Genomic DNA, 22,852 nt, shown 5'->3' with positions numbered 1-22,852 from the left:
CGAAGACGATGGGACACCGGATGAGCGCGCTGGCCGCGTTCGCCGCCACCCTGCTGGCGCTGCCGGTCAGCTCCGCGCTCGCCCAGAGCTTCCCCGATTACCCGCTGCAGACGGGCGCGGGCAATGTCGAGCCCAACCTGATGTTCATCCTAGACGACTCGGGTTCGATGGCCTTCAACGACATGCCCAACCCGGACGTGCCGACGATCTGCCGGCGCCAGAGCAACGGCAACTGCGCCAGTCCGTCGAACAACATCACCGATGGCTCCTACATCGGCAACACGGTCTACTACAACCCGGCCACCAGCTACCGTCCGTGGCAGAACGCCGACGGCTCGCTGATGACCGGCGGCACCACCATGGCCGGCGTCTACGGTTCGTTCAACTTCGCTGGCACGGGCTATGCGAACGGCGAGAGCGACCTGGTCGACCTCCGCAGCACCTCGAGCTGCGAGAACTACGACTACAACGGCAGCAGTACCCAGGTGTGCGGTGGTCCGCAGGTCTTCCACGTGCCGAAGAGCCTGACCGACACGACCACCAACTACCTGCGCAACTCGGCTAACTATTGGCGCTACGAGATCCACCACGTGGCCAATACGCCGTATATCGTCCGCAGTGAACTGGTCAACGGCGGCGGCGCTGGCGTCGTGGTCGGTAGTCCGGTCCAGCAGGAAGAGAACTACGACAACATCGACGACGACGACCAGCTCGACTATTACTTCACGGTCGCGAACAACACGCCCATCACGGTCGACACCTTCAGCGGGACGGGCAACGTCCGCCTGCGCGTCTACAATCCGTCCGGCACGGTGGTCTGCAACAGTGACACCGGCCCCAGCGGGAATCGCAACCTCGAGAATTGCTCCATTGCAAGCGCCGCCGAAGGCCAATGGCGTGCCCGACTCAGTGGAACCTTTGACAACGTTGACATGCGCATTCGCTACCAGACGGTGAGCCGCATCGGCTGCGGCACCACCGGCACCTGGGCCTGGGGCAACTGCACCCTGGTCAACACCATCGCCGGCCGTTCAGTGGCCGACGAGCTGGCCAACTACGCCACCTGGTTCTCCTACCACCGCACCCGCATGAAGATCGCCAAGGCGGGCGCCAGCGAGGCCTTCAACCAGCTGGGCAACAACGTGCGCGTGGGCTACCGCACCATCTGGAACCGCAGCAACTACGAGATCCCGGTCCAGGACGGCAACGACGGCAAGTTCGAGGGCACGGCCCGCAACACCTGGTTCGCCCGCCTGTTCGGTGCCCGTGGCCAGAGCGGTACGCCGCTGCGCGCTGCGCTCTACGACACCGGCGAGTACTTCAGCCGCGACGATGCCGCGGGCCCCTACGGCCCGGCCGCGACGGCCGACCAGCTCGAGTGCCGCCAGAACTTCGCCATCCTGACCACCGACGGTTACTGGAACGGCAGCATCGGCACGCGCACCATTGGCGACCAGGACGGGCAGTCCGGCGTGGCCATCTACAACCCGGCCGACGAGACCACGTCGATCCGCTACACGCGCGCCCATCCGTTCCGCGACACCAACACCAACACCAACTACTCCAATACGCTCGCCGACGTGGCGATGAAGTACTGGAAGAACGACCTGCGGCCCGACCAGGACAACATCATTCCCACCAGCGCCGACAACCCGGCCTTCTGGCAGCACATGGTCACCTTCGGCATCTCGATCGGCCTGAAGGGCACCGTGGACCAGACCTCGGTTTCGCAGGTGCTGCGTGACGGCCGTCCGCGCATCAACGGCACGGCCGTGAACTGGCCGAACCCGACCGACACCGAAAACGCCGAGCGCATCGACGACCTGCTGCATGCGGCGGTCAACGGTCGCGGCGACTTCATCGCCGCCACCAGCGCCGACCGTTTCCGCGAGGCGATCACCAGCGTGCTCGGCCTGATCCAGGCGCGCCTGGCCTCGGGTTCGAACGTGGCGACCAACAGCTCGACCTTCCAGTCCGACACCCGCATGTACCAGGCGACCTACCGCTCGGGCGTCTGGACCGGCGACCTGGTGGCGCGCGACGTGACCGCCGTTGGTGGCATTTCCGCAAACGAGGCCTGGCGCGTCAGCTCCCGCATCGCGGCGACCTATGCCGACGCGCAGACGGGCAACGACTACCACAACCGCCGCGTGCTCACCTGGAACGGCACCGGTGGCGCCACCTTCCCGACCACCACCCAGTCCGGGCTGCTCGCCCGTGCCTCCGGCGCGGCGGTCGTGACCGGCGCCAACAACGCCAGCTACATCAAGGGCGACCAGGCCCTGGAGCTCTCGGCGGGTGGCGTGCTGCGCAACCGCAGCTCCGTGCTGGGCGACATCATCAACTCGTCGCCGGTTTACACCCGCGACACGGAGATGCTCTACGTCGGCGCCAACGACGGCATGCTGCATGCCATCGACGCGCTCACCGGCAACGTGCGCTTCTCCTACGTGCCGGCGGGCGTCAACTGGAGCAAGCTGGCTTCGATCTCGGATCCGGCCTACACCCACGGCTTCTTCGTCGATGGCCCGGTGGCCCTGTCCACCTTCCGGCTGCAGGCGAACACCAACTACCTGGTCGGCACGCTCGGCCGCGGTGGCAAGGGTGCCTTCGGCCTGAACGTCAGCACGCCGACCAACTTCGTCGCCGGCAACGTGCTGTGGGACAAGACCGCCGACGTCGACAACGACATGGGCTACGTGCTTGGCCTGCCGCTGATCGTGAGGGGCAACAACGATGCCATCCTGGCCATCGTCCCGAACGGCATCGACAGCACCAGCGGGCGTGCGGTGCTCTACGTCTACGACATGCTCACGGGCGGCGAACTGGCCAAGATCACGGCCAGCACCGGCAGCGGCAACGGCCTGTCCTCGCCGCGCGCAGCCGACCTCAATGCCGACGGCAAGGCCGACTTCGTCTACGCCGGCGACCTGCAGGGCAACCTGTGGAAGTTCGACCTGACCTCCAGCGACCCGAACCAGTGGGACGTGGACCTGGGCGGTTCGCCGCTGTTCGTCGCCACGGATGCCGGCGGCACCCGCCAGCCGATCACCGGCGGCCTGGCGCTTGCCCGCGAGTCGGGCTATGCCCGCGTCTGGGTGAACTTCGGCACCGGCAGGCTGATCAGCTTCAGTGACCTGTCCTCGACCACGGTGCAGTCCTGGTACGGCATCATCGACGACGACACGGCGGTCACGAACGGTCGGTCCGACCTGGTCCTGCGCGGGATCGCCCAGGTGGGTACGCTGTCCGATGGTCGCAAAGTCCGCGCGTTCGAGGCCTATGCGGCGCTGCCGGCCGGCTCGCGTGGCTGGGTGGTCGACCTCGACGAGCCGACGCCGGGCGAGCGCATCATCAGTGGCCCGCGCATCAACGGCCGCGCGGCGTACGTGTCCAGCGTCATTCCCTCGGAGGGCAATGGCTGCGAGGCCGGTGGTGCCGGCTTCCTCAATGCCATCGACGTGTTCACGGGCACCAGCCCGGCTGATTCGAGTGGCACCGGCTCTTCGTCCTTCTTCGACCTGGACGGCGACGGCAGCGGCAACAACGACACCGTCGGCGAGAACGGCCTGCCGATCGGCTCGATCGACCCGGGCGTGGGCATGCCCACCGAGTCCGCGCAGATCGACGACCTGATCATCGTCTGCGGTTCCAACGGCCAGTGCACCACGGTGCCCGGGTCGCCGCAGACCGGCGACATCGAAGCCCAACGCCTGCAGTGGCGCGAAATCATCGGAGAGGACTGATCCATGCACCAGCGCAAGGCAATGGGTTTCACCCTGATCGAGTTGATGATCGTCGTGGCGATCATCGCGATCCTGGCGGCCATCGCATATCCGGCCTATATCAACCACACGATCAACACCCGGCGCGCGGCGGCGACGGCCTGCCTGATCGAGTCGGCACAGTTCATGGAGCGGTACTACACCACCAACATGACCTATGTCGGCGCCGTGCTTCCCAACACGGCCTGCGCCAACGACCTGGCGCCGTTCTACACCTTCGCGCTGTCGGGGGCCCCGACGGCGACCGGCTTCACCCTGCAGGCCACCGCCCTGGGACAGCAGGCGGCGAAGGACACTAAGTGCGGAAACCTGGGCCTGAACCAGATCGGCCAGCGGACGATCTCAGGGAGCGCCAGCCCGGACTTGTGCTGGTAAGGCACTCCGGACCGGGAAAAGAAAAAGGCTCGCAGCGATGCGAGCCTTTTTCATTCATCTGGCGCCCGAAGTTGGACTCGAACCAACGACCCCCTGATTAACAGTCAAGTGCTCTAACCGGCTGAGCTATTCGGGCGGGGACGGGCATTTTAAACGACACGGCCCCCCGGTCAAGCCCCGAAGGCCTCAGGGCGCGTAGGGGCAGGGCTGCGCGGCATCGGCCGGGAGGCGCTCGCTGCGCGTCCTGCCGGCGATGTTGACCACCACGCTGCCCAGCAGGCGGCCGTCGCGGCTGCACAGGCGCAGGCTGGCATTGTTGCCCCCGGAGAAACCGGTCGGCTGGTAGCGCACGCGATGCCGGCCGATGCTGCCGCGGATGGCCACGGCGCCAGGCGGGCGTTGTTCCGCCCAGAGGATGTCCGCAGCCGTGGCAGGCTGGGGCAGCCGGCCGGGATCGGCGTAAACCAGCCAGCCATCCTCCCACACCAGGTCGGAGCGGCAGTTCAGGCCGTCGGCGCTGGGGCAGACCGTGACGGGGCGCCCGCGCTGGATGGCCGCCATGCGTGCCTGGGCCAGGGCCACCGTCAGGCCGTGCAGGCCCGCGAGGGCCGCCTGCTGCTCGCGCAGCGTCCGGAACGAGGGCAGGGCAAGGGCCAGCACGACCGCCAGCACGGCTACCGTGGCCACCAGTTCCACCAGCGTGAATCCCTCGTGCCTGCGGCCCATGCCCTGCCTCCGGATCGTTCCGGGGCAGTCTTGCGATCGCGGCCGGACCGGGGCATCGGCGATCCGCCCGGGCCGGGCAGGACATCGTCGCGGCCCCTTGTCGGCGGCTGGCTATACTGCTGGTTTGCCTCCGCGTGGACGCCCCCCGATGTCCGACCGCTTCCAGATCGTCTCGCCCTACCAGCCCGCCGGCGACCAGCCGCAGGCGATCAGGCGCCTGGTGGAGGGCTTCGAGTCCGGCCTGGCGCACCAGACCCTGCTCGGCGTCACCGGCTCGGGCAAGACCTTCACCATCGCCAACGTGGTCGAGGCGGTGCAGAAGCCGACCCTGGTGCTGGCGCCGAACAAGACCCTGGCTGCCCAGCTCTACGGCGAGTTCAAGAGCTTCTTCCCGCACAACGCGGTCGAGTACTTCGTCAGCTACTACGACTACTACCAGCCCGAGGCCTACATCCCGAGCACCGACACCTTCATCGAGAAGGACAGCAACATCAACGAGCACATCGAGCAGATGCGCCTGTCGGCGACCAAGGCCCTGCTCGAGCGCCGCGACGCGATCGTGGTGGCCTCGGTGTCGGCGATCTACGGACTGGGCGACCCGAACGAATACTTCCGGATGGTGCTGCACCTGGTGCGCGGCGACCGCATCGACCAGCGCGAGCTGATCCGCCGCCTCACCGAGATGCAGTACAGCCGCAACGACACCGAGCTGGTGCGCGGCACCTTCCGCGTGCGCGGCGAGGTGGTCGACGTACACCCGGCCGAATCGGAGATCGAGGCGATCCGCATCGAGCTGTTCGACGGCGAGATCGAGAACCTGTCGATGTTCGACCCGCTCACCGGCCACGTCAGCCGCAAGCTGCCGCGCTTCACGCTCTACCCCAAGTCGCACTACGTCACCACCCGGCGCACCGTTCTCGAGGCCATCGAGACCATCAAGGCCGAGTTCAAGGAGCGCATGGAGGTGCTGTACAAGGCCAACAAGCTGGTCGAGGCGCAGCGCCTGCAGCAGCGCACCATGTACGACATCGAGATGATGGCCGAGGTGGGTTTCTGCTCGGGCATCGAGAACTACAGCCGGCACCTGACCGGGCAGATGCCCGGCGAGCCGCCGCCCTGCCTGTTCGACTACCTGCCGCCGGACGCGCTGCTGGTGGTGGACGAGTCGCACGTCACCGTTCCGCAGATCGGCGCCATGTACAAGGGCGACCGCTCGCGCAAGGAAACCCTGGTCGAGTTCGGTTTCCGGCTGCCTTCGGCGCTGGACAACCGGCCGCTGAAGTTCGAGGAGTGGGAGCGCCGTTCGCCGCGCACCATCTTCGTCTCGGCCACGCCGGGCAAGTACGAAATCGAGAAGTCCGGCGAGCAGGTGGTCGAACTGGTGGTGCGCCCCACCGGCCTGGTCGACCCCGAGGTCGAAGTGCGCCCGGTGGCTACCCAGGTCGACGACGTGCTCTCGGAGATCCACGCCCGGGTGAAGCTCGGCGACCGCGTGCTGATCACCACGCTGACCAAGAAGATGGCCGAGAACCTCACCGACTACCTGGCCGAGCACGACGTCAAGGTGCGCTACCTGCACAGCGACGTGGACACGGTCGAGCGCGTCGAGATCATCCGCGACCTGCGCCTGGGCGTGTTCGACGTGCTGGTGGGCATCAACCTGCTGCGCGAAGGCCTGGACATGCCGGAGGTGTCGCTGGTGGCCATCCTCGACGCCGACAAGGAAGGCTTCCTGCGCTCCACCGGCTCGCTGATCCAGACCATCGGCCGCGCCGCCCGCAACCTGCGCGGCAAGGCCATCCTCTACGCCGACCGGATCACGGCCTCGATGAAGGCGGCCATGGACGAGACCGACCGCCGCCGCCAGAAGCAGGTCGAGTACAACCAGGCCCACGGCATCACCCCCAAGTCGGTGGTGCGCGCGGTGATGGACGTGATGGAGGGGGCCCGGTCCGAGCCGGCCGAGGCCCGCGGGCGCAAGGTGGCCGAGCCGGGCGCCGATTACGCCACCCTCGACCCGGCCCAGCTGGCCGCCCGCCTCAGGCAGCTGGAGGCCAAGATGCACCAGCACGCCCGCGACCTCGAGTTCGAGGAGGCCGCCAGGGTCCGGGACGAGATCCACCGGCTCCGGGAGCAGGGCCTGATGGCCTGAGCCCGCCGGCCGGTCCGGCCCGGCGGCATGGCCCGTTGTCGTGGCCCGGGCCGCTTGTTATACTTCGCGGCCCTTGCGGGCGGTTAGCTCAGCGGTAGAGCACTACCTTGACATGGTAGGGGTCACAGGTTCGAACCCTGTACCGCCCACCATCCCCGATCCATCGGGATGGAACGCAGGAAATCCCGTCGAAGCCGCCTCCGGGCGGCTTCCGCGTTTCCGGGGCCGGCGTTGACTTGGCCCTTGCCCCGTCCTACCTTTGACGGCGTATCCAAGGAAGAAGGTGGCCCCGGGAAACCGGCGTCGAGCGTGCGACATGAGCACTACCACGGCCCGATAGACGACCTGCCAGGCTTCGCATCCGCGAGGGCGCCTGGCGCCCTTTTTTGTTGCCCGCGTACCGCCCCCAGACCGCCATGATCAACATCACGCTCCCCGACGGCAGCCGCCGTCCCTTCGAAAATCCCGTCACGGTCGCCGAAGTCGCCGCCTCGATCGGCGCCGGCCTGGCCAAGGCCGCCCTCGGCGGCAAGGTCGACGGCCAGCTGGTGGACGCCAGCTTCCGCATCGAGAACGACGCCTCGCTCGAGATCGTCACCGACAAGCACCCCGACGCCCTGGACGTGCTGCGCCACTCCACCGCGCACCTGCTGGCCCAGGCCGTGCAGCGCCTGTACCCGGGCGCGCAGGTCACCATCGGCCCGGTCATCGACAACGGCTTCTATTACGACTTCGCCTACGAGCGCCCGTTCACGCCCGAGGACCTGCCGGCGATCGAGGCCGAGATGCAGAAGATCGTCAAGGAAGCGCTGCCGGTCACCCGCAGCGTCAAGAGCCGCGACGAGGCCGTGGCCTTCTTCCGCGGCCTGGGCGAGCACTACAAGGCCGAGATCATCGAGTCGATCCCGGCGAACGAAGAGTTGTCGCTGTACTCGCAGGGCGAGTTCACCGACCTGTGCCGCGGCCCGCACGTGCCGGGCACGGACAAGCTGCGCGCGTTCAAGCTGATGAAGGTGGCCGGCGCCTACTGGCGCGGCGACCACAACAACGCGATGCTCAGCCGCATCTACGGCACGGCCTGGCTCAACGACAAGGACCTCAAGGCCTACCTCACGCAGCTCGAGGAAGCCGAGAAGCGCGACCACCGCAAGATCGCCAAGCAGCTCGACCTGTTCCACATCCAGGAAGAGGCCCCGGGCCTGGTGTTCTGGCACCCGAAGGGCTGGCAGCTGTGGCAGGTGGTGGAGCAGTACATGCGCCGCGTCTACCGCGAGTCGGGCTATGACGAGGTGCGCGGCCCGCAGATCCTGGATGTCTCGCTGTGGAAGAAGTCGGGCCACTGGGACAACTACAAGGACAACATGTTCTTCACCGAGTCGGAGAAGCGCACGTATGCGCTCAAGCCGATGAACTGCCCGGGCCACGTGCAGATCTTCAACCAGGGCCTGCACAGCTACCGCGACCTGCCGATCCGCTACGGCGAGTTCGGCGGCTGCCACCGCAACGAGCCCTCGGGCGCGCTGCACGGCATCCTGCGCGTGCGCGGCTTCACCCAGGACGACGGCCACGTGTTCTGCACCGAAGACCAGGTCGAGGCCGAGGTCACGGCCTTCCACCGCCAGGCGCTGAAGGTCTACGAGGACTTCGGCTTCAAGGACGTGCAGATCAAGATCGCCCTGCGGCCGGACAACCGGCTGGGTGACGACGCCACCTGGGACAAGGCCGAGGACGCCCTGCGCAAGGCCCTGGCCTCCTGCGGGGTGGCCTGGGAGGAACTGCCGGGCGAGGGCGCCTTCTACGGCCCGAAGATCGAGTACCACCTGCGCGACGCCATCGGCCGCACCTGGCAGCTGGGCACGATGCAGGTGGACTTCATGATGCCGGCCCGCCTGGGCGCCGAGTACGTGGACGAGAACAGCCAGCGCCGGCACCCGGTCATGCTGCACCGCGCCATCGTCGGCTCCATGGAACGCTTCATCGGCATCCTGGTCGAGAACCATGCCGGCGCCTTCCCGGCCTGGCTGGCCCCGGTCCAGGCCGTGGTGCTGAACATCACCGACGCCCAGGCGGATTGGGTCGAGGAGGTCCGGAAAACCCTTTCGAATCAAGGGGTCCGGGTACAGGCCGATTTGCGGAACGAGAAGATCGGCTATAAAATCCGCGAGCACACGCTGCAGAAGATCCCGTACTTGCTGGTGGTTGGCGACCGCGAGAAGGAGAATGGGATGATCGCGGTGCGCACGCGGTCTGGCGAAGACCTGGGCACGATGACGGTCGATGCCTTCCTTGCCCGGTTGCGTGCGGAGAGCGGCCCGGTCGCCTGAGGCGGCCGGTTCATCACCCCAATAGGAATCAAGCGAATAAACACGTCCACCACCGAAAAGCGTAACCGCAAGAACCTCGAGATCCGCGTGCCCCGCGTGCGCGTGATCGGCTTGGACGGCGAGATGATCGGCGTGCTCACGCGCGACGAAGCCCTTGCCATGGCCGAGGATGCGGGCGTGGACCTGGTCGAGATCCAGCCCACCGCCGAGCCGCCCGTCTGCCGGATCATGGATTTCGGCAAGTACATGTTCGACCTGCAGAAGAAGGCGAACGCGGCGAAGAAGAAGCAGAAGGTCGTCGAGATCAAGGAACTCAAGTTCCGCCCGACCACCGACGATGGCGATTACAACATCAAGTTGCGCAACCTCCGGCGGTTCCTGGAGGAGGGCGACAAGGTGAAGGTCAATATCCGCTTCAAGGGCCGTGAGATGGCCCACCAGGAGCTGGGCCTCGAGATGGCCAAGCGCATCGAGGCCGACCTGGGCGAAGACGTGGTCATCGAGCAGCGCCCCCGCCTCGAGGGCCGCCAGATGATCATGATGGTCGCGCCCAAGCGCAAGTAAGCCCCGCCGCAGGGGCGGCCCCGGGCGCGAGGCCTCTCGCGCCTGACGGCACTCCTACACAAGTGGCTGGTTTTGTTGCATAATTCGCGGCTCGCCGGGTTCCCGGCGGGCCCCCGGTGCGGCATCCGGGCCCGGTTCATCGGGCGAAGTCGTCATGGACCTGCCCTTGGTTTCGAATGGAATCAAGGGCTTACAAGCCGGCACGGGCAGGACGGAAAGCGTGGCGCAAGCCACCGCCCAGGCCAGTAACCAAGACCCCAAAGGGATTTCCCATGGCCAAGACCAAGATCAAGACCAATCGGGCGGCCGCCAAGCGCTTCCGGAAGACCGCTTCCGGCAAGTACAAGGCTGGCCACGCCAACCGTAGCCACATCCTCACCAAGAAGGCGACCAAGCGGAAGCGCAACCTGCGGCAGACGAACCATGTTCGTGCCGAGGACGCGGGCCGTCTGGACCGCATGCTGCCGTACCTCTGAGGAGAATAAGAAATGGCACGAGTCAAGCGTGGTGTAACGGCGCGCCGCCGTCACAAGAAGATCATCAAGCTCGCGAAGGGTTACTACAACGCCCGCCGCAAGGTTTTCCGCGTCGCCAAGCAGGCCGTCACCAAGGCCCAGCAGTACGCCTACATCGGTCGCAAGCAGAAGAAGCGCCAGTTCCGCAGCCTGTGGATCGTGCGCATCAACGCTGCCGCCCGCCAGTACGGCCTGAGCTACAGCCGCCTGATGAACGGCCTGAAGAAGGCCAATGTCGAGCTCGACCGCAAGGCCCTGGCCGACATCGCGGTGCACGACATCGCGGCCTTTGGCCAGATCGCCGAGCAGGCCAAGCGCGCTCTCGCGGCGTAAGGCCAATGCCTGCGGCGGCCAGCCGCGCGCAGGCAGCACCGAAGCGGGGAAGGGCGAGAGTCCTTCCCCGTTTTGTTTCCAGGCCCCGGAAAGCGAACCCTCCATGTCCGATATCGAAACCCTGACCCGCTCGGCCCTGGCCGAGGTCGAAGCCGCCGCCAGCCTCGAAGCGCTGGACGCCCTGCGCGTCTCGCTGCTCGGCAAGAGCGGCACCATCACCGGCCAGCTCAAGCAGCTCGGCGCCCTGGCGCCGGAAGAGCGCAAGCTCGCCGGCGAGGCGGTGAACCGCGCCAAGGACGCGCTGGCGTCCGCGATCGCCGCGCGCAAGTCGGCGCTGGAAGAGGCCGCGCTCGCCGCGCGCCTGGCCAGCGAGCGCATCGACGTGACCCTGCCGGGCCGCGGCAACGGCGTGGGCAACCTGCACCCGGTAGCGCGCACGCTCGAGCGCATCGCCGACATCTTCGGCCGCCTGGGCTACCAGCTCGCCGACGGCCCCGAAGTCGAGGACGACGAGCACAATTTCGAGGCCCTGAACTTCCCGCCGCACCACCCGGCGCGGGCCATGCACGACACCTTCTACATGCGCCCCGACCAGTGCGGCGAAGGCCGCCTGCTGCGCACCCACACCTCGGGCGTGCAGGTGCGCTTCATGCGCAACACCAGGCCGCCGCTGCGCATGATCGCGGCCGGCAAGGTCTACCGCAGCGATTCCGACCAGACCCACACGCCCATGTTCCACCAGGTCGAAGGCCTGCTGGTGGACGAGACCTCCAGCTTCGCCGACCTCAAGGGCACGCTGGCCGAGTTCGTGCGCGCCTTCTTCGAGCGCGACTTCGAGATGCGCTTCCGCCCCAGCTACTTCCCCTTCACCGAGCCTTCGGCCGAGGTGGACATCGCCTGGCAGCAGCCCGACGGCTCCACGCGCTGGCTCGAGGTGCTGGGTTGCGGCATGGTCCACCCGAACGTATTGCGCGCCTGCGGCATCGACCCGGAGAAGTACAGCGGCTTCGCCTTCGGCCTGGGCGTCGAGCGCTTCGCCATGCTGCGTTATGGCGTGAACGACCTGCGCAGTTTCTTCGAGAACGACGCGCGTTTCCTGAGGCAGTTCGCATGAAATTCCCTGAAAACTGGCTGCGCGAACACGTCGCCACCAGCGCCAGCCGCGAGGAGCTCGCTGCGCGCCTGACCGCCATCGGCCTCGAGGTCGAGGAACTGCAGCCGCTGGGCGAAGGCTTGGACGGCGTGGTCGTGGCCGAGATCCTCTCGTGCGAAAAGCACCCCGAGGCCGATCGCCTGCAGGTATGCCAGGTCGCCACCGGCGCCGGCACCGTGCAGATCGTCTGCGGTGCGCCGAACGCGCGCGCCGGCCTGAAGGCGCCGCTGGCCCAGGTGGGCGCGAACCTGCCGGGCGGCATCGCCATCAAGGCCGCGAAGCTGCGCGGCGTCGAGTCGCAGGGCATGCTGTGTTCCGCGAAGGAGCTGGGCGTCGACGCCGACGCCTCCGGCCTGCTCGAACTGCCGGCCGACGCGCCGGTGGGGCAGCCGATCGCCACTTTCCTGGGCCTGCCCGACGCCAGCTTCGAGCTCAAGCTCACGCCCAACCGCGCCGACTGTTTCAGCGTGCGCGGCATCGCCTTCGACGTGGCCGCCGCCACCGGCGAGCAGGTCGTGCCGATGGCCATCCCCGAAGCCGCCGTGGCCAGCCAGGCCAGCCTCGAGGTCGTGCTCGGCGCCGGCGCCGACTGCCCCCGCTACTGCGGCCGCGTCATCGAGGGCGTGGACGCCCGCGCCCGCTCGCCGCTGTGGCTCACCGAGCGGCTCAAGCGCAGCGGCCTGCGCCCGATCAGCCCGCTGGTGGACATCACCAACTACGTGATGCTCGAGCTCGGCCAGCCCATGCACGCCTTCGACGCCGACACCCTCAAGGGCCCGGTCGGCGTGCGCCGCGCCCGCGCCGGCGAGACCCTGAAGCTGCTCGACGAGCGCGAAGCGGCGCTCGACGACGGCTTCCTGGCCATCACCGACGGCGATCGCCCGGTGGCCCTGGCCGGCGTGATGGGCGGTTTCGACACCCGCGTCACCGACGCGACCACCCGCGTGTTCCTCGAGAGCGCGCACTTCGCCCCGGACGTGATCATCGGCCGCGCCCGCAAGCTGGGCATGCACACCGACGCCTCGCACCGCTTCGAGCGCGGCGTCGACCCGGCGCTGCCGCGGCTGGCGCTCGAACGCGCCAGCGCGCTGGTGCTGGAGATCATGGGCGGCCAGGCCGGCGCCATCACCGAGGCCGTGCTGCCCGAACACCTGCCGCAGCCGGCCACGGTCGTGCTGCGCCGCGAGCGCCTGCGTCGCGTGCTTGGCGTGTCGGTGGCCGACGCCGAGGTCGAACGCATCCTGCGCGCGCTGGGCATGCAGGTCGAGGCGACCGGCGAGGGCTGGCGCGTGCTGCCGCCGAGCCGCCGCTTCGACATCGCCATCGAGGAGGACCTCATCGAGGAGGTCGCCCGCATCCATGGTTACGAGCGCATCCCGACCACCACGCCGACCGGCGAGGTGCGCCTGGTGGCGCCCGGTGAGACGCGCGTGGCCGACGCCGTGCTGCGCCGCCAGCTGGCCGGCCGCGACTTCCTCGAGGCCATCAACTACGCCTTCCTCGACGCTGGCACCCTGGTGGCCTGGCAGCTGCAGGACGGCGCCGTGGCCCTGGCCAACCCGCTCACCGCCGAGCTCGGCGTGATGCGCACGGCCCTGCTGCCGGGCCTGGTGTCGGCCCTGGCCCGCAACCAGGCCCACCAGCAGTCGCGCGTGCGCCTGTTCGAGCTGGGCAAGGTGTTCCACCTGGCCGACGGCGCGCCGCGCGAGACCCCGCGCATCGCCGCCGTGGCCTGCGGCCCGCAGGCCCGCGAACAGTGGGCCCAGGACGAGCGCGAAGTCGATTTCTACGACCTCAAGGCCGAGGTCGAGGGCCTGCTGGCCCTGGCCGGCGCCACCGCCGAGTTCCGCGCCGACGACAGCCCCTGGGGCCATCCGGGCCGCAGCGCCTCGGTCTGGCGCGAGGGCCGGCGCATCGGCTGGGTCGGCCACCTGCACCCGCGCCTGGCCCGCGAACTGGACCTGGACGGCGAGGTGGTGGGTTTCGAGCTCGACCTCGAGCCCCTGGCCGCCCGGGCCGTGCCCCGGGCCGGGGAGGTTTCACGTTTCCCGTCCGTCCGCCGGGACATCGCGCTCGTCGTGCCGGAATCGACCCCCTGGGCAGCCCTGCAGGCCAGCCTGGAGGCCGCGCTGGGGCCGATCCTGCGCGACGTGGTGCTGTTCGACCGCTACGTTGGCCCGGGCCTAGACAGCGGCTCAAAGAGTCTGGCTATGGGCTTGATTCTGCAGGACGTTTCACGCACCCTAACTGACCGCGATGCCGACCAGGCCGTGGCCACCGCCCTCGAGGCGCTGGGCAGGGACTGCGGCGCGCGGTTGCGGTCATGAGGTACGCCGGCAACGGCGGGTTACAGGGGTAGTACATGGCACTGACCAAGGCCGAAATGGCCGAGCGGTTGTTCGAGGAAGTTGGCTTGAACAAGCGCGAGGCCAAGGAATTCGTGGACTCCTTCTTCGATGCGCTGAGGGAAGCGCTGGAGCGTGGGCAGCAGGTCAAGCTGTCGGGCTTCGGCAACTTCGACCTGCGCCAGAAGAACCAGCGTCCCGGCCGCAACCCCAAGACCGGCGAGGAGATTCCCATCTCCGCGCGCACCGTCGTGACCTTCCGTCCGGGACAGAAGCTCAAGGAGCGCGTGGAAGCCTATGCTGGATCCAGGCAGTAACCGGGAACTCCCGCCGATCCCGGCGAAGCGCTACTTCACCATCGGTGAGGTCAGCGAGCTGTGCGACGTCAAGCCGCACGTGCTGCGCTACTGGGAGACCGAGTTCACCAGCCTCAAGCCGGTCAAGCGCCGGGGCAACCGCCGCTACTACCAGCGGCACGACGTGCTGATGATCCGCCAGATCCGCGGCCTGCTGTACGAACAGGGCTACACCATCTCCGGCGCCCGCCAGCGCTTGGAGGGCGAGGCCGGGCGCATGGAAACCAGCATGTCGGCCCAGATCGTCAAGCAGGTGCGCATGGAGCTCGAGGAAGTCCTGCAGCTCCTGCGCCGCTGAGCGGTTTTTGCGTATAATCGCCAGCCCGGCTCCGGCCGGGACACGAATCGGGGCGTAGCGCAGCCTGGTAGCGCACTAGCATGGGGTGCTAGGGGTCGTGAGTTCGAATCTCACCGTCCCGACCAATTCGTGAAGCCTGGCCCGATCCCCGGGGCCGGCGACAAGAAACCCGCCGACAGGCGGGTTTTTGTTTTCAGGCCGTCGCCGTTTCGTTCCCGGCCAGCGCGGGGCGTGGCCGCCGCCGCCAGCGGCGCCATGCGAAGGCGAGCGTGCAGACCGCCAGTGCCCCGGCGAACAGCCACAGCGTCGGCGCCATGCCCTGGGGTTCGAACAGCAGGGTGGGCGCGTTGCCGAGTGCGTGGACCGCAACGGCAACGAACAGGTTCCGGGTCGTGGCATAGACCAGGACGAACACCAGGCCCACCCCGAACAGCGTGAGCAGGGTGCTGGCCTGGGCGGCGGTGTCCAGGCCGTGGTACCAGAGGATCGGCAGGTGCATCAGTGCGAACAGGGCCTGCGAGGCCAGTGCACCGAGCCAGGCGCCGCGCCGGCCGCCGCCGAAACGGCGCGCCAGCTCCGGCCACAGGAAGCCGCGGAACACCGTCTCCTCCATCAGCGCCGTGCCCATCAGCTGGGCCAGCAGCGGGCCGAGTGCGACGCCAAGGCCTGCCTCCCAGGCCGGGTGAGGCTGCAGCGGGCTGCCGCTGCCGGCCTGCGCCACCAGCGTCCCGGCCTGCATCAGGGCCCAGAGCAGCAGCCCGAGCAGCAGCGCCGCCGGGATGCGCGATGCCCGCCAGCCGAGCCGCCGCAGGCGCTGCCCGCCCGGTCCGGCGACGATGGCCAGTTGCACCAGGCCGATCAGGCCGGAGGCGAGCAGGGTGACCGTGATCCAGCCGCCGGAGGCGCGCTGCAGGGCCGCCAGCGGCTGCATCGGGAACCACGGGGAAACGAACCAGAGCGTCGCCAGGATCGTCCAGGCGGCCAGCAGCCAGAGTGCGTGGGTGGGGGTCGTGCGCGGGGCCATGCCGCAAGCATGGCCGGCTCGGCCGTGCCGGTCTTGTCCCGGGGGTCAGTACGACTTTCGGCAGGTGCCGCCGGGCCCGCGGCTGGCGGGCCCGGCGCAACCGGACTCAGCTGTCGAAATGCGCGGCGTCCAGGCCCAGCAGGTTGTCGGCGCCGCTGCGCATGGCCGCGGCATGGGCCTGGGTGCGCGGCAGGATGCGCGCGAAGTAGAAGCGCGCGGTCTCGCGCTTGGCCGCCTTGAAGGACGCCGGATGGTCGCCGGCCTCGGCCGCCGCCACCGCGCGCGCCCACCAGTAGGCCAGGGCCACGTAACCCGAGTAGAACAGGTAGTCCACCGAAGCCGCGCCGACTTCCTCGGCGTTGCCCATGGCCTTCTTGCCCACTTCCATCGTCAGCTCGCCCCACTGCCTGGCCACCTCGGCCAGCGGCAGCACGAACTCGGTGAGCGACTCGTCCTTGGCGTGGCTGGTGCAGAACTCCTGCACCATCTTCAGGAACATCTGCAGGCCGGCGCCCTGCAGCTGCATGGTCTTGCGGCCCAGCAGGTCGAGCGCCTGGATGCCGGTGGTGCCTTCGTAGATGGTGGTGATGCGGGCGTCGCGCGCCAGCTGCTCCATGCCCCACTCGCGCACGTAGCCGTGGCCGCCGAACACCTGCAGCGCGTGGTAGGCGCACTCGTTGCCCCACTCGGTGAGCATGCCCTTGACGATGGGGGTGAGGAAGCCGAGCAGGGTGTCGGCGTCCTTGCGCTCGGTTTCATCGGACGAGCGCTCGAGCACGTCGACCAGGGTCGCCGCGTGCAGGGCCAGCAGGCGGCCGCCTTCGCCCAGCGACTTGCAGGTGAGCAGCATGCGCCGGATGTCCGGGTGCACGATCAGCGGGTCGGCCGGCTTGTCCGGGTTCTTGGCGCCGCCCAGCGAGCGGCCCTGCAGGCGGTCGCGGGCGTAGGCCAGGGCGTTCTGGTAGCTGCGGTCGATCAGGGCCAGGCCCTGCAGGCCCACGGCCAGGCGCGCGGAGTTCATCATGGTGAACATCGCATTGAGGCCCTTGTTCGGCTGGCCGATCAGGTAGCCCTCGGCGCCGTCGAAGTTCATCACGCAGGTGGCCGAGCCGTGGATGCCCATCTTGTGTTCGATCGAGCCGCAGCGCACGGCATTTCGCTCGCCGACGCTGCCGTCGCGCGCGGTGCGCAGCTTGGGCACGAGGAACAGCGAAATGCCCTTGGTGCCCGCCGGCGCGTCCGGAAGGCGGGCCAGCACCAGGTGCACGATGTTGTCGGTGAGGTCGTGCTCGCCGCCGGTGATGAAGATCTTGGTGCCGGTGATGGCGTAGGTGCCGTCGGCCTGCGGCTCGGCCTTGGTCTTGAGCAGGCCCAGGTCGGAGCCGCAGTGCGGCTCGGTCAGGCACATCGTGCCGGTCCACTGGCCGGAGATGATGGGCTTGAGGAAGACCTCCTGCTGCCAGGCCTCGCCGTGGTGCTTGAGCGCCTCGGTGGCGCCATGCGAGAGCAGCGGATAATTGCCCCAGCTCAGGCAGGCGGCGTCGATCATTTCCTTGAGCGTGGCGCCGAAGCTTTCGGGCAGCGCCTGGCCGCCGAACTGCTCGGGCGCGGTCAGCGCGGTCCAGCCGCCTTCGACGAACTGCGCGTAGGCTTCCTTGTAACCCGGCGGGGTCTTCACCGAACCGGTGGCCTTGTCGAACTCGCAGCCGTGCTCGTCGCCGACGGAATTGAGCGGGGCGAGCACGGTTTCGTTGAAGCGCGCGGCTTCCTCCATCACGGCGTCGAGCAGGTCGCGCTGGGCGTGCTCGATGCCCAGCTTCGCGTAGAGCTTGTCGGCCTCGATGACGTCGTAGAGCGCGAACTTCATGTCGCGCACGGGGGCGGTATAGCGGTTCATGCCTTGGGTTCCTCGTGGGGTCAGCGCAGCACGCCCTCGAGCCCGGGGACCGGGTCGAGGCGGCTGGAGTAGTCGAACTTGTCGTTGGTGCCGGGATCGGAGCTGGCCAGGCGGCCGCCGAGCTGGTAGCGCAGGGGCTGGCGGTTTGCGAGCGCGGCGGCGACCGCGTCGCGGGCGGCGGCCGGCGGCGCCATGCGCTGCTCGATGATCTCCGCCGAGCCCGGGCCGACGGCCAGGCCGGGATTGAAATCGAAGCGCCCGGCTTCCTGGCCGTCGATCGAAAGCGTGCCCTCGAGGCGCGAGAAGTGCATGGGCACGGTGCTGAAATTGCGGATGCGCAGCTTCACCAGCCAGCTGCCGTCGGCCTGCACCTGCAGTTCCTGCACGCTGGCCTGGGGCGGATAGACGCGCTTGGGCGGGCCGCCGGCGCAGGCGGCCAGCAGGGTGGCCAGGGCCAGGAACAGGACGAGGTGCAGTCTGCGCATCGCGGGCGGGCTCCGTAGGGCAACCCCCGAAGCATACCAGCCCGTATGTTCGCGGCGCGTGGCGGCGCGCTCAGTCGGCGGGCGGCGAGACCACCACCAGCGCGTCGAGGTCGAAGCCCAGGGCGGTGGCGCGGGCCCTGAGCTCGTCGAAGGTGGCCCGGTCCACCGCCGGCTCCCGGGCGAGGAACCACAGGTACTTGCGGTCGGGTTCGCCGACGATGGCCCAGCGGTAGTCGGGGTCGAGCGCCACCACCCAGTAGTCGGCCCAGACGAAGGGCAGCCAGCCCAGCCAGGCCGGCGCGAAGCGCACCTCGAGCTTGGCGAGGTGGCGGCCGGACTTGCGGGCCTGGCCCTCGACCGCCTCGATTTCGCCGTCCGCGTTGCGGCAGGCGTTCACCACCTGGATGCGGCCGCTCTGCAGCGGCGTGTAGGTGGCGGTGACGTCGCCCACGCACTGGTCCTCGAAGCGGTTGGGCAGGCGCGCGATTTCGTACCACGTGCCCGAATAGCGGTTGATGTCGAGCCCGGGGACGGGCTGCAGCGGCTCTTTTGCGCCGACGGTGCCGGCGGCGAGCAGGACGGTGACGAACAGGCTGCGGAACATGGCGGGCTCCCGCGGTGGTCGTGGTTCGAGTGGAACAGCCGCGACCTTCATGCTTCGTGAATCGGCCGCCTCAGGATTCAGCTTTGCCGGCCGCATCCATATGCGCGACCAGGCGGGCCTGGAAGGCCTCGAAATCGAGGCCCTCGGCCTCGGCTTCCTTGTGCGCGGCGGCGCGCAGCGGGGCGGAGAACACCAGGTCCACCTCGCGCCCTTCGGCGCGGGCCAGTGCGGCGGCGCGCTTGAGGATGGCCAGCACGTGCGCGGCGCTGTCGGATTCGCCGACGATGCGGCCGCCCAGGCCCAGCACCCAGCGGCCGTCCTTGAGCACGATGCCGCCCAGCAGCTTGCCGGCGGCGTCTCGCAGCTGGGCATGCGGCTCGCCAAGGCGCTCGGCGGGGACGGTGGGCTTCTTGCGGGGCGTCATGGCGTGGGCTCGAACCTTTCGCGGGTGTCCATGCGGACATTGCGCAGGCCGGCGGTGGCCGCGAGCGCATCGTACAGAGGCTCGGCGAAGAAACCCATCAGGATCGAGCGCCGCCGGCCGCCGGCCACGTTGAGGCTGCCGGCGTGCACCAGGTCGGCGTCGAACACCAGGATGTCGCCCGCGCGCCCTTCGATCTGCAGCGCGCGCGGCTCGTCGAGTTCCGACGGTGGTGGCTCGTCCGGCGCGGGCCGGTGGCTGCCGGGCACCAGGCGCGTGGCGCCGTTGGCCGGGCCGTAGTCGTCGAAGAAGGCGAGCGCGCTGGCGGTGTCGCCGGGGCGCTGCGCCGACAGGTCGCGGTGCAGGCCCTGCATGCCGCCGCCGGGCAGCGGCTCGCGGCCCTCGACCTGGCCGAGGAAGAATCGCTCGCCCACCAGGGCACCCACCGCCGCCAGCAGCACCGGCAACCGGCACACTTCCTGCACCCTCGGCTCGAGGTCGAGCATGGCGTGCCGCCAGTCGCGGCCGCGCGGCACCGGCCAGTGCTCCGACGGCACCAGATTGGCGTCGAAGGCCGCCCGCAGCTCGTCCAGCCAGTCGGCGGGAATGGCCTGGCGGAGCAGGGCGTAGCCGTCGCGGCGGATCTGGTCGGGGGCGGTCATCACAGACGCAGGATAGAAGTTCCGGCGCCATAAAGCGAAACGCCCCGCAGGGCTGGAACCCAGGCGGGGCGTGGCTTGTAGGATGGTGGCCGGGGAGGGAATCGAACCCCCGACACGGGGATTTTCAAACTGGCCGGAAGTCTAACATAAACAGCCACTTACGGCGCTTGCCGGAATCTAACAATCAAATCACTTGGTACTGACAGAGTTGTCGAGTTGGTACGCCTATTGAAGCCGCCTCAACAACTGCAATTTGCTTCATGCTGGCCTGACGCAGCCAGTTGGGCCGTTGGCCGCACATGATCGAGTCGAAAGCGACCGCCGGAGGAAATGATGCTGAGAGAAATTCTCATGCTGGTCGCTGTGTCGACCAGCCCCTCGCCGTCGGATGATGGGGCGGTCGCGGACGCCAGCAGAATGGCGAATACCTTTGCGGATTGCGCGGGAGTCTGGGATTGGGTTTCAGCAGCTGAGTTAGCTAACGAGCGCCCTGCCAGTTCAAAGCAGGCAAAGCAGACCGCAGAAGGGGCACATTTCGCTGCGATGTGGCTCGCATCTCACGCATACCATTTAGATAACCCAGAGCAGCGGAAGCCCTACGGGGCCTTCAAAGCAATGTTTGAAGGCAGGCGAGAGGCTTCCTATACAGGAATGATGGCGATGCTTGAGCGAGGTGATCAGGCAGGGCTAGTGCAGAGAGTCTCTGCCTGTAGCGCGTTGCTCGAAGCGCAGGAAGAAATGATCAATGACGTTAGGAAGACGTTTGTTGAGTAAGTGCCTATGGAGCGCTTGATGTCCGATAAAGTGCCTGGTGGACTGATTGGGTTGTTGATCGGTGTCGCCATCTTCGTTGCCGCGAATTTTCCATTTATAGGAATCAGAGAGGGCTGGGTCTGTAACCCGTCGTTCTATTGCCCGCCCACCTTTCAGGATCGATGGGGTGAGTCGTTTCCGAGGGAGTATGGCATTCTTTCCTGGATCGTAGTTCAGCCTGCCTTGTATCTGTTCGATTCGCTGAATAGCGAACGGATTAGCTTTGCTGAAACCCGCGGAGACCAGGCGGCGCATGATATGCGTTTGCGCACTGATGCTGCATATGCAGATGACTTCCGTGAATTTGTTCTTCTGGATCTGGACGAAAAGATTGCGAGAAGTGTCGAGGGTGTAGTTGCGGCTAAAGTTCGTTGGGGGCAACTAGCCCTAGGGTTAGCGATATTTGGGAACCTGATTCTGCTTCTGCTGGTTATCAAGTTGCGTCGCAAGACATTCGATTGTGTTAGCGGGATCTGCGTTCGGATTTGGCGATGGCTCTAGACAGTGTGTTGCTGAGTCTCGTCTTGCGCAGAGAGTCCCTTGTCGGTGTCCTGGTGCTGCCCGTTTCAGGCCGCAAATGATCTGCTCGACCGGTGGCTTGTACCCTCTTCACGTCCTGTTCTTGGCTTCACCAAGAGCACGCTGGAGCGGAAGCTGCATGGTCTGGCCTAACGGAGAGTCTCACTGAAGATCGAGATTTCGTTATCGGCCGAATTTGGCCGACGAGCGGACTTGTTAACGTTTACGTAAACAACTAGGCTTTCTATCCCATGCCGGGCTATCGATACGATGGACAAAAGGCAGTCATCTTCACGTGGGCCGACGGCATCGAGGCCTGGGATGAGCTGTTCGCGAAATACGGCAAGCAGTACGGCCAGCACCTGTCCAACATGATCAAGCGATTGGAGCGCCTCGGTGACTTCGGGCAGCTCCCGCCTGATCAGCTTCACCATCAGCAGGACGGCGTCTACGCGGTGAAGAGTAGGTCTAAGTTTCGTGTGTATGGCTGGTTCGAAAGTTTGAATGGCAAGAAGTGCTTTGTGATTGGTCAGGCTGCGTTCAAGAAGGAAGACAAGGCCGACCCCACAAAGATCAAGAGGTGCATTCAGTTGATGAATGACTATAAGCGGCAGAATGGAGAGTCAAAATGAGCTACCAAGAATGGCTGAAGAATGAGGCCAATCAGGCAAGCCTGCGCCAGGAAGAGCTCATCGTGTCTGTTACTGGCTCGATCATCGATGCGATGGATCGGGCTCAACTGAGCAAGGCTGATCTTGCTGCCAAGCTGGGCGTGTCTCGCTCCTATATCACTCAAATCTTGAGTGGCAATCGAAACATGACGCTTCGAACGCTGGCTGATATTTCCCATGCCATCGACCACGGCGTCTACTTCTCGCTTCGTCCGAGAGTGTCTAGTTTTTTGAAGGTGAGCTCGTAAGCTTCCCCGGTCGGTAGACACCCGATAAGTAGAACTTTCTGGCATCTTTTCCCCGCCAGGAGGTTTGCATGAAGAAGTCGAAGTTCACCGAGACCCAGATCATTGCCGTGCTCAAGCAGGGCGACGCCGGGGTGCCGATCAAGGACCTGTGCCGCCAGGCTGGGATCAGCTCGGCGACCTACTACCAGTGGAAGTCGAAGTACGGCGGCATGGAGGCATCCGAGTTGCGGCGCGTGAAGGAGCTCGAGGCCGAGAACTCCAAGCTCAAGCGGATGTACGCCGAGCAAGCCCTGGATATCGCCGCAATGAAGGACCTGATCGAAAAAAAACTGTAGGGCCGGCGCAAAAGCGGGACGCGGTGCGCTTCCTTCTGGAGGAGCACCAGCGGCCGCTGCGCCGGTCCTGCGACATCGTCGGGCTGTCCCGGGCGGCGTGGTACCGGCCGCCGCTGGACTGGACGGTACGTGATGCCGAGATCATCTCGGCGCTGGCCGAGCTGGTCAAAGACCGGCCGGCCCGGGGTTTTTGGAAGTGCCGGAAGCTGCTCGGGCGGCGCCGGCCGGAATGGAACCACAAGCGGAT

22 protein-coding genes, 3 tRNA genes and 1 pseudogene are annotated in these 22,852 nt (G+C 67.2%); 18 read left to right on the top strand and 8 right to left on the bottom strand.

Annotation, left to right across the window (positions count from 1 at the left end):
- Positions 1-20: 20 nt before the first annotated feature.
- Both C6N40_RS09340 and C6N40_RS09335 read left to right on the top strand, forming a co-directional pair.
- Positions 21-3,746 (top strand): PilC/PilY family type IV pilus protein, encoded by a 3,726-nt coding sequence (locus C6N40_RS09340; protein ID WP_162782173.1) that lies wholly within the window; start codon positions 21-23, stop codon positions 3,744-3,746.
- Positions 3,747-3,749: 3 nt separating this feature from the next.
- Positions 3,750-4,160 carry a type IV pilin protein gene (locus tag C6N40_RS09335; protein WP_106990753.1) on the top strand — a complete coding sequence of 137 codons (411 nt, stop codon included), beginning with the start codon at positions 3,750-3,752 and terminating at the stop codon, positions 4,158-4,160.
- Positions 4,161-4,219: 59 nt separating this feature from the next.
- Here the strand turns inward: C6N40_RS09335 and C6N40_RS09330 are convergent.
- Positions 4,220-4,296 (bottom strand) — tRNA-Asn (locus C6N40_RS09330).
- A 50-nt stretch (positions 4,297-4,346) separates the two neighbouring features.
- Positions 4,347-4,886: a GspH/FimT family pseudopilin gene (locus tag C6N40_RS09325; RefSeq protein WP_106990752.1), complete on the bottom strand. Its 540-nt coding sequence runs from the start codon at positions 4,884-4,886 to the stop codon at positions 4,347-4,349.
- Between the two features lie 148 nt (positions 4,887-5,034).
- Here C6N40_RS09325 and uvrB point away from each other — a divergent pair, with 148 nt between their 5' ends.
- From uvrB to C6N40_RS09270, 11 genes are all read left to right on the top strand, one after another.
- Positions 5,035-7,038: an excinuclease ABC subunit UvrB gene (gene uvrB / locus C6N40_RS09320; RefSeq protein ID WP_106990751.1), complete on the top strand. Its 2,004-nt coding sequence runs from the start codon at positions 5,035-5,037 to the stop codon at positions 7,036-7,038.
- 77 nt (positions 7,039-7,115) lie between these two features.
- Positions 7,116-7,190 (top strand) — tRNA-Val (locus C6N40_RS09315).
- Between the two features lie 264 nt (positions 7,191-7,454).
- Complete coding sequence (gene thrS, locus C6N40_RS09310) at positions 7,455-9,362, top strand: threonine--tRNA ligase (RefSeq protein ID WP_106990750.1); 1,908 nt, start codon at positions 7,455-7,457, stop codon at positions 9,360-9,362.
- Positions 9,363-9,398: 36 nt separating this feature from the next.
- Positions 9,399-9,926 carry a translation initiation factor IF-3 gene (infC, locus tag C6N40_RS09305; RefSeq protein WP_320344257.1) on the top strand — a complete coding sequence of 176 codons (528 nt, stop codon included), beginning with the start codon at positions 9,399-9,401 and terminating at the stop codon, positions 9,924-9,926.
- 272 nt (positions 9,927-10,198) lie between these two features.
- Positions 10,199-10,402: a 50S ribosomal protein L35 gene (gene rpmI / locus C6N40_RS09300; protein ID WP_106990748.1), complete on the top strand. Its 204-nt coding sequence runs from the start codon at positions 10,199-10,201 to the stop codon at positions 10,400-10,402.
- Positions 10,403-10,414: 12 nt separating this feature from the next.
- A complete protein-coding gene (rplT, locus tag C6N40_RS09295) occupies positions 10,415-10,774 on the top strand; it encodes a 50S ribosomal protein L20 (protein WP_106990747.1) in 360 nt (119 codons plus the stop codon).
- Positions 10,775-10,877: 103 nt separating this feature from the next.
- Positions 10,878-11,888, top strand: a complete 1,011-nt coding sequence (pheS, locus tag C6N40_RS09290) for a phenylalanine--tRNA ligase subunit alpha (protein WP_106990746.1) — start codon at positions 10,878-10,880, stop codon at positions 11,886-11,888.
- Positions 11,885-14,254 carry a phenylalanine--tRNA ligase subunit beta gene (pheT, locus tag C6N40_RS09285; RefSeq protein WP_106990745.1) on the top strand — a complete coding sequence of 790 codons (2,370 nt, stop codon included), beginning with the start codon at positions 11,885-11,887 and terminating at the stop codon, positions 14,252-14,254. Before pheS ends, pheT begins: the two co-directional genes overlap by 4 nt.
- Before the next feature lie 35 nt (positions 14,255-14,289).
- Complete coding sequence (locus C6N40_RS09280; RefSeq protein ID WP_034222882.1) at positions 14,290-14,589, top strand: integration host factor subunit alpha; 300 nt, start codon at positions 14,290-14,292, stop codon at positions 14,587-14,589.
- Complete coding sequence (locus tag C6N40_RS09275; RefSeq protein WP_106990744.1) at positions 14,570-14,926, top strand: MerR family transcriptional regulator; 357 nt, start codon at positions 14,570-14,572, stop codon at positions 14,924-14,926. Before C6N40_RS09280 ends, C6N40_RS09275 begins: the two co-directional genes overlap by 20 nt.
- A 48-nt stretch (positions 14,927-14,974) precedes the next feature.
- Positions 14,975-15,051, top strand: a tRNA-Pro gene (locus C6N40_RS09270).
- 68 nt (positions 15,052-15,119) lie between these two features.
- Here C6N40_RS09270 and C6N40_RS09265 read toward each other — a convergent pair.
- The 6 genes from C6N40_RS09265 to C6N40_RS09240 form a co-directional block, all read right to left on the bottom strand.
- Positions 15,120-15,950 carry a CPBP family intramembrane glutamic endopeptidase gene (locus tag C6N40_RS09265; RefSeq protein ID WP_106990743.1) on the bottom strand — a complete coding sequence of 277 codons (831 nt, stop codon included), beginning with the start codon at positions 15,948-15,950 and terminating at the stop codon, positions 15,120-15,122.
- A 106-nt stretch (positions 15,951-16,056) separates the two neighbouring features.
- Positions 16,057-17,847: an acyl-CoA dehydrogenase C-terminal domain-containing protein gene (locus tag C6N40_RS09260; protein ID WP_106990742.1), complete on the bottom strand. Its 1,791-nt coding sequence runs from the start codon at positions 17,845-17,847 to the stop codon at positions 16,057-16,059.
- Between the two features lie 20 nt (positions 17,848-17,867).
- Positions 17,868-18,332, bottom strand: a complete 465-nt coding sequence (locus tag C6N40_RS09255) for an LEA/WHy family protein (protein WP_106990741.1) — start codon at positions 18,330-18,332, stop codon at positions 17,868-17,870.
- Between the two features lie 70 nt (positions 18,333-18,402).
- The gene (locus C6N40_RS09250; protein ID WP_106990740.1) at positions 18,403-18,936 is read right to left on the bottom strand and encodes a lipocalin family protein; all 534 of its coding nucleotides are present in this window, start codon (positions 18,934-18,936) and stop codon (positions 18,403-18,405) included.
- Between the two features lie 70 nt (positions 18,937-19,006).
- Complete coding sequence (locus C6N40_RS09245) at positions 19,007-19,360, bottom strand: hypothetical protein (protein WP_106990739.1); 354 nt, start codon at positions 19,358-19,360, stop codon at positions 19,007-19,009.
- The gene (locus C6N40_RS09240) at positions 19,357-20,019 is read right to left on the bottom strand and encodes a phytanoyl-CoA dioxygenase family protein (RefSeq protein WP_106990738.1); all 663 of its coding nucleotides are present in this window, start codon (positions 20,017-20,019) and stop codon (positions 19,357-19,359) included. Before C6N40_RS09240 ends, C6N40_RS09245 begins: the two co-directional genes overlap by 4 nt.
- A 330-nt stretch (positions 20,020-20,349) precedes the next feature.
- On the opposite strand from C6N40_RS09240, the gene C6N40_RS14090 reads away from it, so the two are divergent.
- The 5 genes and pseudogenes from C6N40_RS14090 to C6N40_RS09225 all read left to right on the top strand — a co-directional run.
- On the top strand, positions 20,350-20,793 hold the full coding sequence (locus C6N40_RS14090; protein ID WP_162782172.1) for a hypothetical protein: 444 nt from the start codon (positions 20,350-20,352) through the stop codon (positions 20,791-20,793).
- 18 nt (positions 20,794-20,811) lie between these two features.
- Positions 20,812-21,333: a hypothetical protein gene (locus C6N40_RS14085; RefSeq protein WP_162782171.1), complete on the top strand. Its 522-nt coding sequence runs from the start codon at positions 20,812-20,814 to the stop codon at positions 21,331-21,333.
- A gap of 269 nt (positions 21,334-21,602) precedes the next feature.
- On the top strand, positions 21,603-21,983 hold the full coding sequence (locus C6N40_RS09235) for a hypothetical protein (protein WP_106990737.1): 381 nt from the start codon (positions 21,603-21,605) through the stop codon (positions 21,981-21,983).
- Positions 21,980-22,270, top strand: coding sequence for a helix-turn-helix domain-containing protein (locus C6N40_RS09230; protein ID WP_106990736.1), 291 nt, complete (start codon positions 21,980-21,982; stop codon positions 22,268-22,270). Before C6N40_RS09235 ends, C6N40_RS09230 begins: the two co-directional genes overlap by 4 nt.
- A gap of 68 nt (positions 22,271-22,338) precedes the next feature.
- Positions 22,339-22,852, top strand: a pseudogene (locus C6N40_RS09225) (transposase); the annotation flags it as partial.

The organism is Arenimonas caeni, from assembly GCF_003024235.1.
GTDB classification, from domain to species: Bacteria; Pseudomonadota; Gammaproteobacteria; order Xanthomonadales; family Xanthomonadaceae; genus Arenimonas; species Arenimonas caeni.
This window is presented reverse-complemented; position numbering and strand designations above follow the sequence as displayed.

Excerpts from the sequence above, each read along its gene's own strand:
- C6N40_RS09250 (WP_106990740.1), bottom strand. The coding sequence starts at position 18,936 with ATGTTCCGCAGCCTGTTCGTCACCGTCCTGCTCGCCGCCGGCACCGTC.
- uvrB (WP_106990751.1), top strand. The coding sequence starts at position 5,035 with ATGTCCGACCGCTTCCAGATCGTCTCGCCCTACCAGCCCGCCGGCGAC.
- C6N40_RS09235 (WP_106990737.1), top strand. The coding sequence starts at position 21,603 with ATGCCGGGCTATCGATACGATGGACAAAAGGCAGTCATCTTCACGTGG.
- C6N40_RS09340 (WP_162782173.1), top strand. The coding sequence starts at position 21 with ATGAGCGCGCTGGCCGCGTTCGCCGCCACCCTGCTGGCGCTGCCGGTC.
- C6N40_RS09325 (WP_106990752.1), bottom strand. The coding sequence starts at position 4,886 with ATGGGCCGCAGGCACGAGGGATTCACGCTGGTGGAACTGGTGGCCACG.
- pheS (WP_106990746.1), top strand. The coding sequence starts at position 10,878 with ATGTCCGATATCGAAACCCTGACCCGCTCGGCCCTGGCCGAGGTCGAA.
- rplT (WP_106990747.1), top strand. The coding sequence starts at position 10,415 with ATGGCACGAGTCAAGCGTGGTGTAACGGCGCGCCGCCGTCACAAGAAG.
- C6N40_RS09255 (WP_106990741.1), bottom strand. The coding sequence starts at position 18,332 with ATGCGCAGACTGCACCTCGTCCTGTTCCTGGCCCTGGCCACCCTGCTG.
- C6N40_RS09245 (WP_106990739.1), bottom strand. The coding sequence starts at position 19,360 with ATGACGCCCCGCAAGAAGCCCACCGTCCCCGCCGAGCGCCTTGGCGAG.
- C6N40_RS09230 (WP_106990736.1), top strand. The coding sequence starts at position 21,980 with ATGAGCTACCAAGAATGGCTGAAGAATGAGGCCAATCAGGCAAGCCTG.
- C6N40_RS09240 (WP_106990738.1), bottom strand. The coding sequence starts at position 20,019 with ATGACCGCCCCCGACCAGATCCGCCGCGACGGCTACGCCCTGCTCCGC.
- C6N40_RS09335 (WP_106990753.1), top strand. The coding sequence starts at position 3,750 with ATGCACCAGCGCAAGGCAATGGGTTTCACCCTGATCGAGTTGATGATC.
- C6N40_RS14090 (WP_162782172.1), top strand. The coding sequence starts at position 20,350 with ATGATGCTGAGAGAAATTCTCATGCTGGTCGCTGTGTCGACCAGCCCC.
- rpmI (WP_106990748.1), top strand. The coding sequence starts at position 10,199 with ATGGCCAAGACCAAGATCAAGACCAATCGGGCGGCCGCCAAGCGCTTC.
- pheT (WP_106990745.1), top strand. The coding sequence starts at position 11,885 with ATGAAATTCCCTGAAAACTGGCTGCGCGAACACGTCGCCACCAGCGCC.
- C6N40_RS14085 (WP_162782171.1), top strand. The coding sequence starts at position 20,812 with ATGTCCGATAAAGTGCCTGGTGGACTGATTGGGTTGTTGATCGGTGTC.
- C6N40_RS09260 (WP_106990742.1), bottom strand. The coding sequence starts at position 17,847 with ATGAACCGCTATACCGCCCCCGTGCGCGACATGAAGTTCGCGCTCTAC.
- C6N40_RS09275 (WP_106990744.1), top strand. The coding sequence starts at position 14,570 with ATGCTGGATCCAGGCAGTAACCGGGAACTCCCGCCGATCCCGGCGAAG.
- C6N40_RS09265 (WP_106990743.1), bottom strand. The coding sequence starts at position 15,950 with ATGGCCCCGCGCACGACCCCCACCCACGCACTCTGGCTGCTGGCCGCC.
- thrS (WP_106990750.1), top strand. The coding sequence starts at position 7,455 with ATGATCAACATCACGCTCCCCGACGGCAGCCGCCGTCCCTTCGAAAAT.
- C6N40_RS09280 (WP_034222882.1), top strand. The coding sequence starts at position 14,290 with ATGGCACTGACCAAGGCCGAAATGGCCGAGCGGTTGTTCGAGGAAGTT.